This window comes from Aeromonas sp. 600282 (assembly GCF_049175755.1).
Taxonomy (GTDB): domain Bacteria; phylum Pseudomonadota; class Gammaproteobacteria; order Enterobacterales; family Aeromonadaceae; genus Aeromonas; species Aeromonas veronii_A.
The window spans coordinates 1-16751 of record NZ_JAAKVR010000010.1; the positions used below are offsets into that span (position 1 = coordinate 1).

The window sequence follows — 16751 nt, forward strand, 5'->3', positions numbered from 1 at the left end:
GTTCACCGTGAAGGCGGACGTGACCGACCAGGCGGGCAACCCGGCGAGCGACAAGGAAGAGGCGATCCTGGACAGCGTAGCTTCCTCAGCACCGACCGTGACCATCGTTGATGACACCAATAATGACCAAATGCTGACCAAGGCCGAGATTGGCAATGATCAGATCCAGGTACGTGCCGGGATCAATCACGCAGACCTGGTTGCGGGCGGCAAGGTGACGCTGACTATCAACAATGGCGGGGTGAACAGCACTGTCCAATTGACGCTCAAGGCCGATGGCACCCTGCTGTCAAGCAATGGCAAGAGCTACGGCTATCAGAACGGCACCATCAGCTGGACGGAAACGACCCCGGCCAACGGCAAGTCGCTGACGGTGACGGCGACCCAGACCGACAAGGCGGGCAACGTCTCACAGCCGGGCAGCGACAACGCGCAGATCCTGAATGAAGCGCCGGAGACGGCGAACAAGCAGGCAAACGGCCAGGAAGATGCAGCCAGCATCGCCATTCCGACCCTCAGTGGCAGCGACATTGATGGCAACGTGGTGAGTTTCACCATCAAGAGCCTGCCTGCCAACGGCATCCTCTATCTGAACGGGGTTGCGGTGACAGTGGATCAGAGCATTGCGGTAGCGGACGCCGGCAACCTCACCTTCACACCGAATACGAACTGGAACGGCAACACCAGCTTCAACTATGCGGTGGTAGACAACGACGGCGCCGTGGATGCGAGTCCCGCAACCGTGACCATCAAGGTGGATGCGGTCAACGATCTGCCGACGCTGACCATCTCCAACGGGGTTGTCGTCTCTGAAGAGGGGTTGGCAAACGGCATTGCCGACACGGTCGGCAATCCGGATACCACCAATGCCATCAAGGCGTCCGGTACCCTCTCGGTGGGCGACATCGACAGCAGCACACTCAACATTTCCTTGAATGGACCGGCCGGGCTGACGTCCGGTGGGGCAAAGGTCCAGTGGAGCTGGGATGCGGGCAGCAAGACGCTGGTTGGCTACACAGGGGTGATTGGCGGCGCCGATTACAAGGCTGTGGTCGAGGTCAAGCTGACGGCACCCAATGCCAGTGGAAAGGGTGAGTGGACCTATGACGTGACCCTCAAAGGTCCCCTCGACCACGGGGATACGACCTCGGAAGACAAGTTGTCGTTCCAGCTGGATGTGGAGGTCTCCGATGGCAGCGGCGTCACCAAGGACAAGCTGGATGTCAGTGTTGAGGACGACTCCCCCATTGCTGACAACAGCGATGCCGTTTCCGTGGTGAAGACCGATATTCCGAACGTGCTGACCGGGCTCTTTGACCTGACCAAGTACAGTGGCAACCAGAGCACTCTGAACATGGCGGGCTTTACTATCAGCGCCCTGGGCTTCAAGTCGGCAACAGACTCCTCACTGGTAACGGCGGTGGTCAACGGTTCCAGCTCGGGGCTGGGGGTGGCCAGCGGAGCTGCGCCTTACCACAACCTCGCCAACGAGATTGACTTCCGTCACTTTGCCGACGGATCGTCCGCCTCCGAGCAGCTGATCGTCAGGCTGGATGCGGGCAAGGTTGCCTACGGCGCCAACATCAAGTTCAGCAAGATGTTTGGCGGCGAGCTGGAGAGCGGGGTCGTGGAGTTCTATCGCGGTGGTGTACTGATCAGTACCCTGGTATTCAACTCCAACGCATCGGGTGGGGAGTTCAACCAGAACTTCCAGGTGCAGCAGGGTGGCTTTGATACCATGGTGATCAAGGCGACCAACAACGGCAGCACCAATACCTCCGACAACAGCGACTTCACCGTACAGAGCATCGAGTTCCTCGGTTCCAACACGGCGCAGGCAATTGCCTATGGTTCTGGCACCGTGACCCCGCAGTGGGGGGCGGATGGCAAGGGCTCCATCGGGCTGGTAATGGACCCGGCAACCTTCGAAAATGGTCTGCGAACGGCTTCCGGTTCTGCCATCGCCATCACCGCCAGCGGCGCTAATACCCTGGTCGGGAAGGATGCGGACGGCAACCTCATCTTCAAGCTGGAGTTTACGCCGGCCACAGGCAAGTGGGAGTTCTTCCAGTATCAGCGCATGTCCAAACCTCTGGGTGATGGCGACATCGACTTCCAGGTCCGGGTGGTGGATGGTGACGGCGACGCCAGCATTGGCTCCTTTGCAACCAAGCCTCTCTTCACGCCGCTGGTTCAGGGAGTCTCCAGCGAGAGCGTAACCGAAGGGGGCAATCTGCTGCACAAAGTCACCCTGTCAGATGCGACCCAGGAAGCGACTGAATACGATTTCGCCATTCGTGGTTCGGGTAACAACTCCGCCTCCAACCAGGATTGGGGCAATGCCCAGTTCAGCAATGGTGTGACCTATAACAGCACTACCGGCAAGATCACGGTACCAGCCGGCGTGTCGGACTTCACTGTGACCATCCCGACGGTGAACGATCGCTTGGTCGAAACGAACGAGACCCTCTCGGTGACCATCGGTGGGCAGAGCGGGACCGGCACCATAGTGGACAACGATCGGGCGCCGGTGACCACGGGTGGCTACAGTGCCGGCAAGGAGGACGCGCCACTGGTGCTGAAGTGGGCCCAGTTTGGTGCCAGCGATGATCAGGCCGCTTCTGACCTGAGCGTGCAGATCAACACCCTGCCGCTGAGCGGCAAGCTGGAATACCTGAACGCTGCTGGCCAGTGGATTGCAGTGAAGGTGGGGGATCTTGTCTCCTACGCCGATATCGACAGCGGCCATCTGCGCTTTGTGCCTAGTCTCAATGAATCCAGCAGCAATGCCCTCAATGGTGGCGGTACGACGACGGGCAACCAGCAAGGGGACTACGCCACTCTGGGTTACCAGATCAGCGATGGTGCCAACCTGAGTAACTCAGGCAAGCTGGTGATCGATATCACGGCGGTCGCGGACAAGCCGGTGGTCGACATCAGCCTGACCGGCAACGGCGTCCCGCTTTATACCCAGTACCCGTCGTCCGGCATCTCCACCGGGGCGTTCCAGAGCGGCAACTTCAACAAGGGCAACTTTGGCATCACCAATAGTCTGACCGACAGCACCACCAGTCAGGATCAAGTGGTGGGCGGCAACGGCAATGACTATATCGTCAGCGTGAAGGGCGGCGGCGATTACTTCGTCGGCGGTGCTGGCAATGACGTGCTGGTCGGTGGCAACTCCACCTCAGGTGACACCCTCGACGGCGGTACCGGCAACGATATCCTGGTGGCCGGATTGGGTGGCGACACCCTGTTTGGCGGCGCCGGTACCGACCTGGCCGTACTGATGGGTTCGCGTGCCAACTATGTCATCGAGCGCAGAAGTGACGGCGGTTTCAACTTCCTGGTGAAGGAGAACGGCGTCACCATCAGTAAGTCGCTCTACGACATCGAGTTGGTGCAGTTTGATGACGGCATTTACCAGTTCAACCAGACCGACGGCACCCTGACGGCGGTACAGCCGAGTGTGGTGGATTACCCGCTCGAGATCACTGCTTCCCTGACCGACCGTGATGGTAGCGAGCAGTTCGACAGCCTGGTGCTGACCGGCATGCCGATGGGGTCGACCCTCTATCAGGGCTCCACCGTGCTAGGTACCGTGGGGGCCGATGGCACGCTGACGCTGACCGGTCTGTGGAACCAGAGCGCGTTGGACGTCAAACTGACCGGTCTGACCCTGCGGGTGCCGGGCAGCAGTGCCGGCCAGTTCGACCTCAAGGTAGAAGCCATTGCCAAGGAAGTGGCGACCGATCAGACCAGCAGTGCATCGGATCAGGATTCGATCCGCATGAGCTACTTCCTTTCCACCGAAGGGGAGCCGGGCGATCAGAACCGCACCTATGGCAACGAGCACAATATCGTGGTCGGGGATCTGGATGGCAGCGTGGTACTGCCGGGCCAGAACTACAACATCGCCTTTATGGTCGACAGCTCGGGCAGTATCGGCACCAGCGCCATGAACACCATCAAGAGCCAGTTGGCACAGATCTTCGCCAGCCTCAAAGCGAGCGCAGGTAGCGAAGGGGCTGGTACAGTCAACATCATGCTGGTTGACTTTGATGCTCTGTCGAATGCCAGTATTAGTGTGAACCTGAAAGACAGCAATGCCTTGAATCAGCTGCAGGCTGTAATCGATTCCATGAGTAGCGGAGGGGGGACCAACTATGAAGATGTGTTCAAGACGGTTGCTAACTGGTTCAGTAGTTCTACGGCTCAAAGTAACAGTAATGCCAAGAATCTGTCCTATTTCATTACCGATGGTCAGCCAACTTATTACCTCGGTAACGAAGGCTCCAACCCGAGGGTATTGAATTTCTCAGGTAGCAGCTATGACGTCTATCTCAACAGTCTGCTTGGTGGCACCTATATTCCGGGTCGGGTATATAGCTCCAATGGCTACACCATCATCGACAGCGCTGGCCGAGTGTATGCCGATGGTAGATACAGCAACCCGATCGGTTTTATGCGTCCGGATGGTAGGGGGGGATATACCTACTCAACACTGGATGGTGATGGCGGCACTACCTCCAGCTCAACTATCAATAACTCGGTAGCAGGTTTTGGGCTGCTTACTGGGATGGGGGTTACGGTAGAAGCGATCGGACTGGGGGCCAACATCTCCTACAACGATCTCAAGTCCTATGACTCTGACGGCGTCATCATGACCGGCGTCAACGCCAGCGATTTGGCCAACGCCATCTTGGGCACCTCGGTGAATAACCTGCCGGGCAGTGACCGGATCGACGGCGGTGCTGGCGACGACATCCTGTTCGGGGATGCCATCCACTTCGCCGGTATCAACGGTGAAGGCTACGCGGCCATCAAGCAGTATGTGGCCGGCAAGCTGGGCGCAGGCTCGGTGACCGATGCCCAGGTCCATGACTACATCACGGACCATGCCAGCGAGTTCGATCAGTCCTCCAGCAATGACAAGGCGGACGTGCTGATTGGCGGGGATGGCAACGACATCCTGTTCGGTCAGGGTGGCGATGACTTCCTGTTCGGTGGTGCCGGCAACGACATCCTGTTCGGTGGTGCCGGCAACGACACCCTGTATGGCGAGAGCGGCAACGATACCCTGTACGGTGGCAGCGGCAACGATACCCTGTTTGGTGGTCTTGGCGACGATAACCTGATCGGTGGTCTGGGCAATGACATCCTGGTTGGCGGGCTTGGCAATGACATTCTCAAGGGGGATAGCGGTGCCGATACCTTCACCTGGCTGCAGGGCGATACCGCCGCAGGCAGCGTTGCCAAGGATTACGTGGTCGACTTCTCCAAGGCGGAAGGTGACAAGCTGGATCTGAGCGACCTGTTGGATCACGACGGTTCTCGTAACCAGAACGATCTGAAGAGCCTGCTGTCGGTGTTCCAGGACAATGAAGGGGTACATCTACAGGTCAAGGAGAGCAGTACTGCGTCGGTGACTCAGGAAATAGTGCTGATGAACCATACTTTCGATAGCCTGACGGGGGGGGCAGGTACTACTGCCAACCAAGTGATCGATTACATGCTGACCAACAACATGCTCGATATCGATAAGTAAGCCCAACTCGGGACAGTAAAAAAGCGGCAGAGCAATCTGCCGCTTTTTTTATCTTGGCAGGGAGGCGAAATTAGTTGCCGAGTGTGGCAAACAGGCTCTGCTCAAGGGTGCCGCGGGAGACGCAGACCGGCTTGATGGACGGGGCTGATACGCGCTCGCCTGAGGATTCCACAAAGAACAGCTCGGTGTTGCCTTTGACGTTGACGGTGGCCACGCTGCTGTTGCCGCTCTGGGTGATGATCAGGTTGATCTGCAGGTCAGGGTTGCCCAGTGCTACTTTGGAACCCATGGTGCCGCAGTCCAGCCACTCAAGTCCGTCGGCCGACTGGTTGACATTGGCGGTCATCAGGCCAGCACCGCGCTGACTGTTTTCGATGGTGAGGCCGTGGTCGGTGAACCACTTTTCGGCGCGAGCCCACACCAGATCCACCGGGATCGCCATCTCCTGGGTATTGTTGGTCGCCTTGGCGACCGGCGGGTTGTAGCGATACTCCTCACCACCGTTATTGTCGCCAGCACAACCTGCCAGCAGCAGCGCCAATGCGCACCCCATCATCTTTTTCATCTTGCTTCTCTCGTCCATTTATCAGGCCATTGGCCAACCGGTGCCTATTATCACCTGAGCGACAACCTCTGTCAGCATGCGTGCTGCATCGGTGTAAATGGAGGGGTTACCGGGGGTGCTTTACAAAATTGGTTTGCTATCATAGATTTGCTCGAAATTCCTCCATAAGCGCCCCTGTGACCAACATGCTTACCCCGGATCTGCTTCAGCAGATCATCGACCAGTTGCCAATGAGTATCTTCTGTCGTGATAGGCATGGTCGCTACCTGTTTGCCAATCGTGAATTTGCCATTGAGGCCAAGCTGGGTTCACCCGCCGAGGTGGTCGGCAAGAGTGATGCAGAGATGCCATGGGGCGATGTATTTCGTACCGAGGACGCGCAGTTGCTGACGGGGGGCGTTCCCTTGCTTCATCAACAGTTGCACTGTAATCGGGGTGGTGAGACCTGCTGGATGGAGGTGCACAAGATCCCGCTTTACACGGCTCAGGGTGAGCCATATGCCGTATTCGGAATGGTCAACGAGATTGCCCAGCGCAAGCACCTGGAACAGACGGTCAAAAAACAGCAGGTGTTGCAGCGTTTTCTGCTCGATGCCATCCCTGACCTGATCCGTTTCGATGATCACAACGGTGTGTTGCTGGAGTGCAACCAGGCGTTTCTCGACTTTATTGGTCAGGGGGCGAATGAGGTGCTGGGTCAGCAGCTGCCGTTCCGGCTGGCGGCACCCCAAGGGATGGGCCACGGCGAATGTTGTCTGCTGGATGCCAGAGGGCAGGGACGGCACATGGAGATCACCCGGGTCGATGTCCCCGATGGGGATGGTCACTCCCTCGGGATCCTGACGCTGGGGCGCGATATCACTGGCTTGCGCACCACTCAGGCACAGTTGCAGCAGGAGCAGCACTACGACAGCCTCACCGGGCTGCTCAAACTCTCCCGTTTCTTGCAGACCAGCCGCCATTTGGGGGGCCGCAGCGCCACACTGGTGCTGGTCGATCTGCACCACTTTCGTGAGGTTAACGATCGCTTCGGGATCCGGATTGCTGATCGCCTGCTGAGCCAGGTGGCCAAGCGACTACAGCAATTGGTTCCGCCGCGAACCTTGCTCTGCCGGGTGGCTGCCGATGACTTCTGTCTGTTACTCCCCGATTTCAACGAGCCGTTGCAGGAGTGGAACCAGCATCTGCAGCAGCAGTTGATGGAGTACTATCAGGTGGAAGAGCATCGTATCCAGATCCCGGTGTTTCTGGGGCTGGCTCAGGGGCGGGCAAGCGATGCCGAGCGGTTGCTCAGCCATGCTGAAGCGGCGCTGGCGCAGGGCAAGCGGCAGCAGCAGTACTGCACTCTGTTTGATCCGGCGCTGCACGCCCGGCTCAAGCGGCGTCAACTGATCGCCGCCCAGTTACCGCTCGCCATCAAGTCATCCCAGCTGGTTGCCGTCTACCAACCCATTATCAGCAGCACAACCCATCAGCTTTGTGGTGCAGAATTGCTTTGCCGCTGGCCGCATCCTGAACTTGGCATGATCTCGCCGGAAGAATTTATTCCACTGGCCGAAGAGATGGGGATCATCGGCCAACTTGGTCAACTGATGCTGGAGTTGGGGTGTGCTCAGTTGGCCCAGTGGCAAACCGATCAGCCGGATATGGTACTCTCCATCAACCTTTCGCCGTTGCAGTTTCGTGATCCGGCGCTCTGCAAGCAGGTGCAGGGCTGCATTGCCCGTCATGGTCTGAATGCAGGCCAGCTGGAGCTGGAGATCACTGAAGGAGTCTTGATGGAGAATGCCGATGAGATCGAGACCAACCTGGATAACCTGATCGCCGCCGGTTTTCAACTGGCCATCGATGATTTCGGTACCGGGTATTGCTCGCTGGCCTATCTGCCAAGGCTCAAGGTCGCCACGCTCAAGCTGGATCGCAGCTTCACCCAGGGGTTGGTCAGCAACAGTGCCACCACCGCCATCGTGAGATCGGTCATCGGACTTGGCCATGAGCTGGGGATCTGCATTACTGCAGAAGGGGTGGAAACCGTCGAGCAACAGTTGTGGCTGACCCAGGCGGGGTGTGATCGGCTACAGGGTTATCTGTTCAGCCCCCCGTTGCCGCCCGAGCAGTTTGCCGCCAGTTATTTGTGACAGTCTGCAATAACAGAGAGGCCACCCGCAGGTGGCCTCTCTGTTTGTGGCAGGGATCAATCCTGAAAGTAGGTGCCCCAGCCATCGTAGTCCACCCCGTATTTTTCCAGGATGGGCAGCATCTTTTCGATATCGGCAACGATGGCTTCGACATCCAGCTTGCACTCGATGGTGGCATCGAAGCAGAAGATGGTTGCGCCGTCATCCAGTTCCATCTCTTCGGCATCGGTCACTTCAAAACCGGCCTTGAACAGGTCAACCGCTGCTTTTTCCAGACGGTCGAAATCCTGGCAGGCGAAGTGGTGCTCGATGTCGTAATCCGCATCGGGATTGCTGCCATCGGCCAGCAGTTCGTTGACGATCTCGGTGGTCTCTTCACGCCACTCTTGCATATTCAGACTCATGTTGCCTCCAGGCGGTATCATTGCGGCAAAGCATACTCGCAGAGTGGATTCGGCTCAATGTGGCAAAGCTATAGAGGCCGTGATTTCCCGCGGTTTGGTGATCATTCATATATGAGACGGGTCACGGTTAGGCAGATTTCTGCTCCGAAACGGCTAATAACCGTTCATTGCGTTCAGTTGTTGAGCGAACGTGCTTTTTATCGTGCCATCATGGTTGACACTCTGCGCTGGAAAGGGTTTAATGCGCGCCGTTGCCCAGATAGCTCAGTCGGTAGAGCAGGGGATTGAAAATCCCCGTGTCGGCGGTTCGATTCCGTCTCTGGGCACCACAATTCCTCCTTAGTTCAGTCGGTAGAACGGCGGACTGTTAATCCGTATGTCACTGGTTCAAGTCCAGTAGGAGGAGCCAAATTCGAAAAGCCCGCTCAATTGAGCGGGCTTTTTCATTTCTAGTTGCTGTTGCATGCTGCCAAAAAGAGCGTCGCGCTACAGGTGGCACTGAACAGCAGCATTCCGGTCTGCAGCATGCTGCCAGGGCATGGCTTCTTCTCTCTTTTTCTGGCCCTGATCCACTTCGGTTTCATCACATTCCCTTATCTATTTTGTCGGCCTGAATGGCTGCACTCCTGTGCAGGCGAGCCATCTTTGTTGAATGGCGCCATGGCGTCAATCTCCCCCGCAAAACAATTAATTCAGCACCGTTGAAGAGCTGCTTGTCTGGTGATGTTTCGACCTTTAAGCCATTGTTAACATTTTGGAAAACCGGAGTGACCCTGTGGCTGGGCGAGGATATGATGGGGTCAATGATGTTCCCATCCTGACGGAGAGATCCCAGATGAACAGCCCCTTGAGCTATGTACTGGACGGCATTCATTGCGAGCCGCACTTTTTTACCGTTCCCCTCGATCATGAGGAGCCGGATGGTGACAGCATTACCCTGTTTGCCCGCACCCTCTGCTGCAAAGACAAACTCGATGAGAAGTTGCCCTGGCTGCTGTTTTTGCAAGGTGGGCCGGGATTCGGGGCGCCGCGCCCGACGGCTAACAGTGGTTGGCTCAAGCGGGCGTTGCAGGAGTTCAGAGTGCTGCTGCTGGATCAGCGTGGCACCGGGATGTCGAGCCCCATCCATGGGCATATTCTGGCCAAAATGACACCGACCGAGCAGGCGGAGTATCTCAGCCATTTTCGCGCCGACAGCATAGTGCAAGATGCCGAGTTCATCCGGCAGGAGCTCAGCCCCAAGCATCGCTGGAGCCTGCTGGGGCAAAGCTTTGGCGGCTTTTGCTGCCTGACCTATCTCTCGTTTTTCCCTGACAGTCTGCGGGAGGTCTATATCACCGGCGGTATCGCGCCGATCGGCCGCAGTGCCGAGGAGGTTTACCGCGCCACCTACCAGCGGGTGGCCGACAAGAACCGCGCCTTCTTCGCCCGCTTCCCCCACGCTCAGGGGATTGCCAACCGGCTGGCCAACCATCTGCACCAGCACGATGTGCGACTGCCCAACGGCCAGCGCCTGACGGTGGAGCAGTTCCAGCAGCAAGGGCTGGATCTCGGCGCTACGGGTGCCTTTGAGGAGCTTTATTACCTGCTGGAGGAGGCCTTTATCGGTGACAAGCTGAGCCCGGCCTTTCTCTATCAGGTGCAGAGCATGCAGCCATTCAATACCAACCCGCTGTTTGCCATCTTGCACGAAGCTATCTATGCCGAAGGGGAGGCGACTCGCTGGGCCGCCGCCCGGGTCAGGGGGGAATTCCCGGCGGTGAACTGGGCACCCGGCAAGGATTTCGCCTTCACCGGCGAGATGGTTTACCCCTGGATGTTCGAGCAGTTCCGCGAGTTGCTGCCCCTGAAAGAGGCTGCCCATCAGTTGGCCAACAAGGCTGACTGGGGGGCGCTCTATGACTCGGCACAGCTTGCCCGCAACAAGGTGCCGGTAGCCTGCGCCGTCTATCCCGAGGATATGTATGTGGAGTTTGACTACAGTCGCGAAACTCTGCGTGGCCTTGGCAACAGTCGTGCCTGGATCACCAATGAATATGAGCACAACGGTTTGCGCGCCGATGGTGAAGAGATTCTTGATCGTCTGATCGCGTTGAATCGCGACCGTTAATTGTCGTTATCGGCAATCATCGCGGGAGTCCGGACTCCCGCGATGATTGTTATGGATGGTTGTTATGAAAGCGTGACGCCCTGAACCTTGCCCCGCGCCTGCCAGACGATGAGTGGATAGCCGGCTGATTAATTTCCCCCTCTTTCACTGTTTCTGCCGATCCCTCACCATATACTTGCCAAACGACTCTGTATTGAGCCGCGGTCAAACCGATTGACCAACTCGTGCTCGTTACCATTAGAAAGTCGCTCTACCGCTCTGTATCCCGCGTATCAGATATGCCATCTCTGCATGCCCCGCAATCCGGGGTAGGGGATGGTCGTGCTTTTCAATCAAGATAAGGATGTATGATGAGAAAGTCTCTGTTGGCCTGCTCCCTGTTGCTGTGCCCTGTCGTGTTTGCTGCCACCCCCCATTGGGAATATAGCGGTGAGGCGGGGCCTACCCACTGGGCCAAGCTGACCCCTGAGTTTGGCCAGTGTGCGGGTAGCAATCAGTCGCCGGTTGACCTGAACGGATTGGTCGAGGCCAAACTGGCCCCGCTGGTACTCCACTATCAGGCGGGTGGCAACACAGTGGTCAACAATGGTCATACCGTGCAGGTCGGTTATGCCCCGGGCAGCATTTTGCAACTCGATGGCACCAGGTTTGAGCTCAAGCAGTTCCACTTCCACGCCCCGAGTGAAAACCTCATCGAGGGCAAATCCTATCCGCTGGAAGGGCATCTGGTGCACGTCAGTGACAAGGAAGAGATCGCCGTGGTGGCGGTGATGTTCGAGGCTGGCAAGGCCAATCCTGCGCTGGCGGCAGCTTGGAGTGCATTACCTGCCAAGGTGGGGGAGATCCAGGCCCTCAAGGCGCCGCTCTCTGCTGAGCAACTGCTGCCGGAAAGCCATGACTACTATCGCTTCAGCGGTTCCCTTACAACGCCTCCCTGCTCGGAAGGGGTGCGCTGGCTGGTGATGAAGCAGCCGGTTGAGGTCAGTCAGGCCCAGATCGACGCCTTCAAGGCGGTGATGCACCACCCCAACAACCGACCGGTGCAGCCCCTCAATGGGCGCGTGGTACTGCAATAACACAGCGTTGCAATAGCGCTGCAGATAGCAAAAACAACAAAGAGGGCCGCGAGGCCCTCTTTTACATGGCGAGGTATCGGTGTGCAATTAAAGCGCGGCGGCGATGCGGGCGCCAAGCGCCGCGTTGTTCAGTACCAGCTGAATGTTGGCCGCCAGTGAGTTGCCGCCGGTCAGCTCGCAGACGCGGGCCAGCAGGAAGGGGGTTGACGCCTTGCCCTTGATCCCCTGCTCATCCGCTTCACGCAGCGCTTGGGCAATGGCTGCGTCGATATCAGCTTTCGGCATGGCGTGTGCGGTCGGGATGGGGTTGGCCACCACGGCGCCGCCCGCCAGTCCCAGCTCCCACTTGAGGCGCAGCGCCTCGGCGATGGCCGCCGGGGTATCGAGGCGATAATCGACCTTGAAGCCGCTCTCGCGGGTGTAGAAGGCTGGCAGCTCCTCGGTTTGATAGCCGATCACCGGTACGCCCTGGGTCTCCAGATACTCCAGGGTCAGCCCGATATCGAGTATCGACTTGGCTCCGGCGCAGACTACGGCCACCGGCGTTTGTGCCAGCTCCTGCAGGTCGGCTGAGATATCGAAGGTCTCCTGCGCACCGCGATGTACCCCGCCGATCCCGCCGGTGGCAAAGACCCGGATCCCCGCCATGGCGGCGATGATCATGGTGGAGGCGACCGTGGTGGCCCCCATCCCCTTGCGTGCCAGCACGAACGGAATGTCGCGGCGGCTGCACTTGGTAACCGCATGGCCAGCCCGACCGAGGGCCTCCAGCGCACCGGCATCCAGTCCCACCTTGAGGCGGCCATCGAGGATGGCGATGGTGGCTGGAATGGATCCGTTATCGCGCACCACCTGCTCCACCTGACGGGCCGTCTCCACGTTCTGCGGATAGGGCATGCCGTGGGAGATGATGGTGGATTCGAGGGCAACCACCGGTTTGCCAGCAGCTAGCGCGGCAGCCACTTCCGGTTGGATATCGAGGTAAGCGTTCAGCATGAGTACTCCTCCAGTATGCGGTCAACGGCGGTCTTGCTCAGACCGGAAAAAACGGTATCGGAACAATTGACGGTGAGGGCGGCGCAGCCCAAGGCAAAGCGGGTGGTTTGGGCAATGTCGAGCTCTTGCAGCCAGGCGTGGGCGAGGCCAGCCATAAAGGCATCCCCGCCGCCGGTGACGTTGAGCACCGGACTACCCAGCACAGGCAGGTGGCCCTGTTGCTCGCCATCGCTGTAAAAGATCCCCTGTTCACCCAGACTGAGGAACAGTCGCTTGACCCCGGCGCGGTGGAACCAGGCGGCCACCATGGGCCAGGTTTCGGGCCCGGCGATGGTCATGCCGCACAACTGCTCGGCTTCACTGCGATTGGGTTTGAGGGTGTGGATCTTGCCGAGCCAGGGGCGGATCTTCTCCACCTTGGCCACCGAAACGGTATCGACAAAGATGGCGTGCTCTCCCTGCCGCTCGAACAGCCAGTCGAGGGTGTGGATGGCCAGATTGGTGTCGAGCACCCAAAGCCGGGCACCGCCGAGAAAGCCACCGAGCGGGGTCAGGCGGGCAGGGGTGAGCTGCTCTATGATGGCCATGTCGTTGATGGCGCAGCTCATTTCGCCGCTGCCATCATGCAGGCTGAGGTAGCAAGAGGTAGTGTGGCCATCGAGCACCAGGGTCTGGCGCACATCGACGCCGGCCCGCTGGCTTACCTCCAGCAGATGATGACCATACTGGTCGTTGCCGACCGCTGTAAGCAGCCGGGTGTCGCTGCCGAGCCGCGCCAGATTCTCGGCGATATTGCGGCCAACACCACCTGCCGAGGTGCGCACCTTGCCCGGGTTGGAGTCGCCGAGCAGCAGGTTGTCATGGCTGGTGCCACAAATATCCATATTGGCACCGCCGATCACCACTACGTAGGGGCCTTCTCGCAGTACATAACCTCTGCCTTGCACATATCCCTGCCGGATCAGGCTGGAGATGTGGCTGGCCAGCGCGGAGCGGCTGATGCCGAGGCGATCGGCCAGATCCTGCTGGGCAATCATGGGATCCTGACGCAGCAGGGCTAGGATCTCTTGTTCACGCTCAGTCATAGACAAACATCCATTTACAAACGTTTGTCCATTATTGCTGGGAAACGTTTGCTGGCTATCGGCTTGTACAAAATTTGTCGGCTTGCGCACAAAAAATCGACATTCAAAGCTGGGTTGGCAAGCGGTTTAGCCGGGGAGGGGACTTTTAACGGGTCGGTGGCCCTGCAACGGCTTATAATGGCCGTCGCAAGATGAGGAGAGATGATGGAAAAGAGTGCATTCTGCTGCGTGGGGTTGGTCAATCCCAAGTCCCCGGAAAATGTCGGTTCCGTGATGCGGGCTGCGGGTTGTTACGGGGTGGACGAGGTCTACTACACCGGCAACCGCTTCGAGCTGGCGCGCCGCTTTGCCACTGATACCAAGCAGATGGTGGAGAAGATCCCGCTGCTCGGGGTGGATGATCTGATGGCGTTTATCCCGCAGGGATGCGTGCCCGTGGTGGTCGATCTGATCGACGGCGCTACACCGCTCCCCGACTATGTCCATCCGGAACGCGCTTTTTATATCTTCGGGCCGGAGGATGGTACGCTCGATCCTGCCCTCTATGGCGCGGTGAAAGATGTGGTTTATGTGCCGACCAGTGGCTGTATGAATCTGGCGGCCTCGGTCAATGTGATCCTCTACGACCGCTTGGCCAAGGGAATGAGGGGAGAGTAATTAGCGCAACGTTATCATTCAGTCTGCAGGACTGGCAGCCACTTTCTGTTCCAGTTCTTCGATAAAACCCTGATAGTAGTCATAGAGTTGATAGTGCTTATAGATCTCTGCCAGACCCCCGCTGCGGATCAACTCAACCATTCCCTTATCCCAGAGCTGTAACATCCGGTTGCCTTGCTGGGTATCGGCAAAAATGGGATAGGTCGGGATCCAGCGCAGGAAGACGCGATGCAGCTCGGGAGGGATAGCCTCATCCACATAGAGCACGCCGGCAGTGAGGTAAAAGCGATATCGCTCTTTACCAAGCAGTTGCAGGGCCAGCTCATCGCTGTCAATTTCATGCCACTGCATGGTGACCGCAATGTACTTGTCGAATGCCCAGCCCCGCCGCCATATCACGGTTTGCCCTTCCAGACTTTTCTCCCCTTGCCACTGGGGTTGCCATTTCTTGAGCATGAACACGGTCAGGTCATCCGCTGATGCCGGATAGCGAGATTGCTGGACGCCGGATACTTCATCGCGATATACCCCCATGGCGATATCTCCCCCTTTTTTTGCAATGACAGCGAGAGCGCGCTTATAGGGCACAATATGGGGGGTTACCTGATAGCCGTGAGGCTGGTAGATGGCTCGCACCAGATCCAGATAGAGGCCTTTGCCATCCTTTTGACAAAAACCGGGCCAATCATCGCAATAAACGTCAATAGACTCTGCCCGGCAATTCGCCGCAGTGAACAGACAACAGAGCAACAGACAGATGCGTAGCATGGTCAGAGCTGGCCTCGCTGGGGCAGAGGAAAAAACACTGATACCCTACTTTATACCATGGCATTGATGGCGACGGCGTACAGAAAAAATCCCTGATGTTCATTTTGCGACAGGGTCGAGAGTTATTTTCAATCTGATGGTTATGATGAACTCAAGATTCAATAGTACCCCAATCAGTAGAGGAGACTGCATTATGCCATCGATCAAAACTCTGCTTTGTCCTGTCGATTTTTCCCAAATGTCCCGGGCGGTACTCGACTATGCCGTATTCATGGCGCAGAGCCATGAGGCCCAGCTCAAGCTGATCCATGTCGTAGACCAACTGCACGGCTTTGACAGTTACAAAATTCTTCATATGACAGCCGTTGAGATCACTCACGAAATGGAGCGTCAGGCCAGAGCCCAACTCAAAGAGCTGATTGCCACCCTGCCTATTCCGGCAACGTTTGATATTCGCTTTGGTAGGGCAGCGGATGAAATCATTATCCAGGCCAAGGAAGACGAGGTTGAACTGATCGTTATGGGGAGTCACGGCCGCTCCGGCATCAGCCATCTGCTGGTAGGCAGCGTTGCCGAATCCGTGGTGCGTCATGCTCCGTGCCCGGTCCTGGTGGTGCGCCAATAACTCGTCCCGTTTAGTATGAGAGCGTGACAAACAAGGCCAGCGATTGCTGGCCTTGTGTTTTATGGTGTTGTGCCCGCTAGCCGTGGGCGTAGATGACACTGCCCCCTTTTATGGTATCTATGATGGCCCTGGCTTGTTCCTTTGGCAGGGCGGGACAGCCCCAGCTGCGGCCCAGTTTGTCATATTTGCGCAGATGGTTTGGGCTGGCATAGGCGGCGCCATGCACCACGATGGCACGTTTGCGGGCATTGCAGTTTTTGCCGGGGCTGAGCCCATCCAGCCGCAGGGAGTAGCCATGCTTGCCCAAGTAGGTTTCTGCGGTACGATAGACGCCGAGGGAGCTTTGTCGGGAGTTGAGCTGGTTGGAAAAGCGCTCTGCGGCTAGTTCACCTGAGTTGCGGCCATGGCTTACCCAGGTGTGATAAAGCAGTTTGTGACGTTTCATGTCGATGACGAACAGCCTGCGCTGAGTCGAAGGCTTGCTGTAATCAATGATGGTCAGGATGGATTTTTGCTTGCTGCGTACGCTTTGATAGCTGACAAGGGCTTTTTGAAAGGTTTGTCTGTCGAGTTTGCCGGCCAGCCCAAGCTGCTGATAGAGGTTGCGCTCACTACTGGCGGCGCTATTCCCGCTCCAGCCGATGCTCACCAGCAACAGTAACACTGGCCACAGTGGCCCCCACCGTTTTCCGAGTAACTCTGTCATCCCTGCTCCCCTCTTTGCGCATCCTTGCTTGTCCAACGGGCTGAAATTACAGCTATCCGCTCGATAGTTATAT

General features: G+C 57.8%; 12 protein-coding genes and 2 tRNA genes. 8 read left to right on the top strand and 6 right to left on the bottom strand.

The annotated features are described in order from the left end of the window. Positions 1–19: 19 nt before the first annotated feature. Complete coding sequence (locus tag G5137_RS10885) at positions 20–5548, top strand: type I secretion C-terminal target domain-containing protein (RefSeq protein WP_421255362.1); 5529 nt, start codon at positions 20–22, stop codon at positions 5546–5548. Between the two features lie 70 nt (positions 5549–5618). On the opposite strand, the gene G5137_RS10890 is transcribed toward G5137_RS10885, so the two are convergent. Beyond that, on the bottom strand, positions 5619–6113 hold the full coding sequence (locus tag G5137_RS10890; RefSeq protein WP_216952967.1) for a hypothetical protein: 495 nt from the start codon (positions 6111–6113) through the stop codon (positions 5619–5621). A 185-nt stretch (positions 6114–6298) separates the two neighbouring features. Here G5137_RS10890 and G5137_RS10895 point away from each other — a divergent pair, with 185 nt between their 5' ends. Continuing rightward, the gene (locus tag G5137_RS10895) at positions 6299–8251 is read left to right on the top strand and encodes an EAL and GGDEF domain-containing protein (RefSeq protein WP_421255407.1); all 1953 of its coding nucleotides are present in this window, start codon (positions 6299–6301) and stop codon (positions 8249–8251) included. 56 nt (positions 8252–8307) lie between these two features. On the opposite strand, the gene rraB is transcribed toward G5137_RS10895, so the two are convergent. Beyond that, complete coding sequence (gene rraB, locus G5137_RS10900) at positions 8308–8643, bottom strand: ribonuclease E inhibitor RraB (protein ID WP_216954308.1); 336 nt, start codon at positions 8641–8643, stop codon at positions 8308–8310. Between the two features lie 265 nt (positions 8644–8908). Between rraB and G5137_RS10905 the strand changes: the two genes are divergently transcribed. From G5137_RS10905 to G5137_RS10920, 4 genes are all read left to right on the top strand, one after another. Beyond that, positions 8909–8984 (top strand) — tRNA-Phe (locus G5137_RS10905). A gap of 4 nt (positions 8985–8988) precedes the next feature. Then, a tRNA-Asn gene (locus G5137_RS10910) sits at positions 8989–9064 on the top strand. Between the two features lie 426 nt (positions 9065–9490). After that, positions 9491–10765 carry an alpha/beta hydrolase gene (locus tag G5137_RS10915; RefSeq protein ID WP_421255363.1) on the top strand — a complete coding sequence of 425 codons (1275 nt, stop codon included), beginning with the start codon at positions 9491–9493 and terminating at the stop codon, positions 10763–10765. 350 nt (positions 10766–11115) lie between these two features. Continuing rightward, complete coding sequence (locus tag G5137_RS10920; RefSeq protein WP_216954309.1) at positions 11116–11841, top strand: carbonic anhydrase; 726 nt, start codon at positions 11116–11118, stop codon at positions 11839–11841. An 87-nt stretch (positions 11842–11928) separates the two neighbouring features. Here the strand turns inward: G5137_RS10920 and G5137_RS10925 are convergent, their stop codons facing one another. Continuing rightward, a complete protein-coding gene (locus G5137_RS10925; protein ID WP_216952970.1) occupies positions 11929–12837 on the bottom strand; it encodes a pseudouridine-5'-phosphate glycosidase in 909 nt (302 codons plus the stop codon). Further along, positions 12831–13922 (bottom strand): PfkB family carbohydrate kinase, encoded by a 1092-nt coding sequence (locus G5137_RS10930; protein WP_216961106.1) that lies wholly within the window; start codon positions 13920–13922, stop codon positions 12831–12833. Before G5137_RS10930 ends, G5137_RS10925 begins: the two co-directional genes overlap by 7 nt. Before the next feature lie 204 nt (positions 13923–14126). Here G5137_RS10930 and G5137_RS10935 point away from each other — a divergent pair, with 204 nt between their 5' ends. Continuing rightward, on the top strand, positions 14127–14579 hold the full coding sequence (locus G5137_RS10935) for an RNA methyltransferase (RefSeq protein ID WP_216954310.1): 453 nt from the start codon (positions 14127–14129) through the stop codon (positions 14577–14579). A gap of 18 nt (positions 14580–14597) precedes the next feature. Here the strand turns inward: G5137_RS10935 and G5137_RS10940 are convergent, their stop codons facing one another. Beyond that, a complete protein-coding gene (locus G5137_RS10940) occupies positions 14598–15347 on the bottom strand; it encodes a substrate-binding periplasmic protein (protein ID WP_216961110.1) in 750 nt (249 codons plus the stop codon). A gap of 193 nt (positions 15348–15540) precedes the next feature. On the opposite strand from G5137_RS10940, the gene G5137_RS10945 reads away from it, so the two are divergent. Next, positions 15541–15972, top strand: a complete 432-nt coding sequence (locus G5137_RS10945; RefSeq protein ID WP_216952973.1) for a universal stress protein — start codon at positions 15541–15543, stop codon at positions 15970–15972. 76 nt (positions 15973–16048) lie between these two features. On the opposite strand, the gene G5137_RS10950 is transcribed toward G5137_RS10945, so the two are convergent. After that, the gene (locus G5137_RS10950) at positions 16049–16678 is read right to left on the bottom strand and encodes a murein L,D-transpeptidase catalytic domain family protein (RefSeq protein ID WP_216952974.1); all 630 of its coding nucleotides are present in this window, start codon (positions 16676–16678) and stop codon (positions 16049–16051) included. Between the last annotated feature and the right edge of the window lie 73 nt (positions 16679–16751).

Bases quoted from the DNA above. Each gene is read 5' to 3' on its own strand.
- G5137_RS10890 (WP_216952967.1), bottom strand. From the start codon at position 6,113: ATGAAAAAGATGATGGGGTGCGCATTGGCGCTGCTGCTGGCAGGTTGT.
- G5137_RS10895 (WP_421255407.1), top strand. From the start codon at position 6,299: ATGCTTACCCCGGATCTGCTTCAGCAGATCATCGACCAGTTGCCAATG.
- rraB (WP_216954308.1), bottom strand. From the start codon at position 8,643: ATGCAAGAGTGGCGTGAAGAGACCACCGAGATCGTCAACGAACTGCTG.
- G5137_RS10915 (WP_421255363.1), top strand. From the start codon at position 9,491: ATGAACAGCCCCTTGAGCTATGTACTGGACGGCATTCATTGCGAGCCG.
- G5137_RS10920 (WP_216954309.1), top strand. From the start codon at position 11,116: ATGAGAAAGTCTCTGTTGGCCTGCTCCCTGTTGCTGTGCCCTGTCGTG.
- G5137_RS10925 (WP_216952970.1), bottom strand. From the start codon at position 12,837: ATGCTGAACGCTTACCTCGATATCCAACCGGAAGTGGCTGCCGCGCTA.
- G5137_RS10930 (WP_216961106.1), bottom strand. From the start codon at position 13,922: ATGACTGAGCGTGAACAAGAGATCCTAGCCCTGCTGCGTCAGGATCCC.
- G5137_RS10935 (WP_216954310.1), top strand. From the start codon at position 14,127: ATGGAAAAGAGTGCATTCTGCTGCGTGGGGTTGGTCAATCCCAAGTCC.
- G5137_RS10940 (WP_216961110.1), bottom strand. From the start codon at position 15,347: ATGCTACGCATCTGTCTGTTGCTCTGTTGTCTGTTCACTGCGGCGAAT.
- G5137_RS10945 (WP_216952973.1), top strand. From the start codon at position 15,541: ATGCCATCGATCAAAACTCTGCTTTGTCCTGTCGATTTTTCCCAAATG.
- G5137_RS10950 (WP_216952974.1), bottom strand. From the start codon at position 16,678: ATGACAGAGTTACTCGGAAAACGGTGGGGGCCACTGTGGCCAGTGTTA.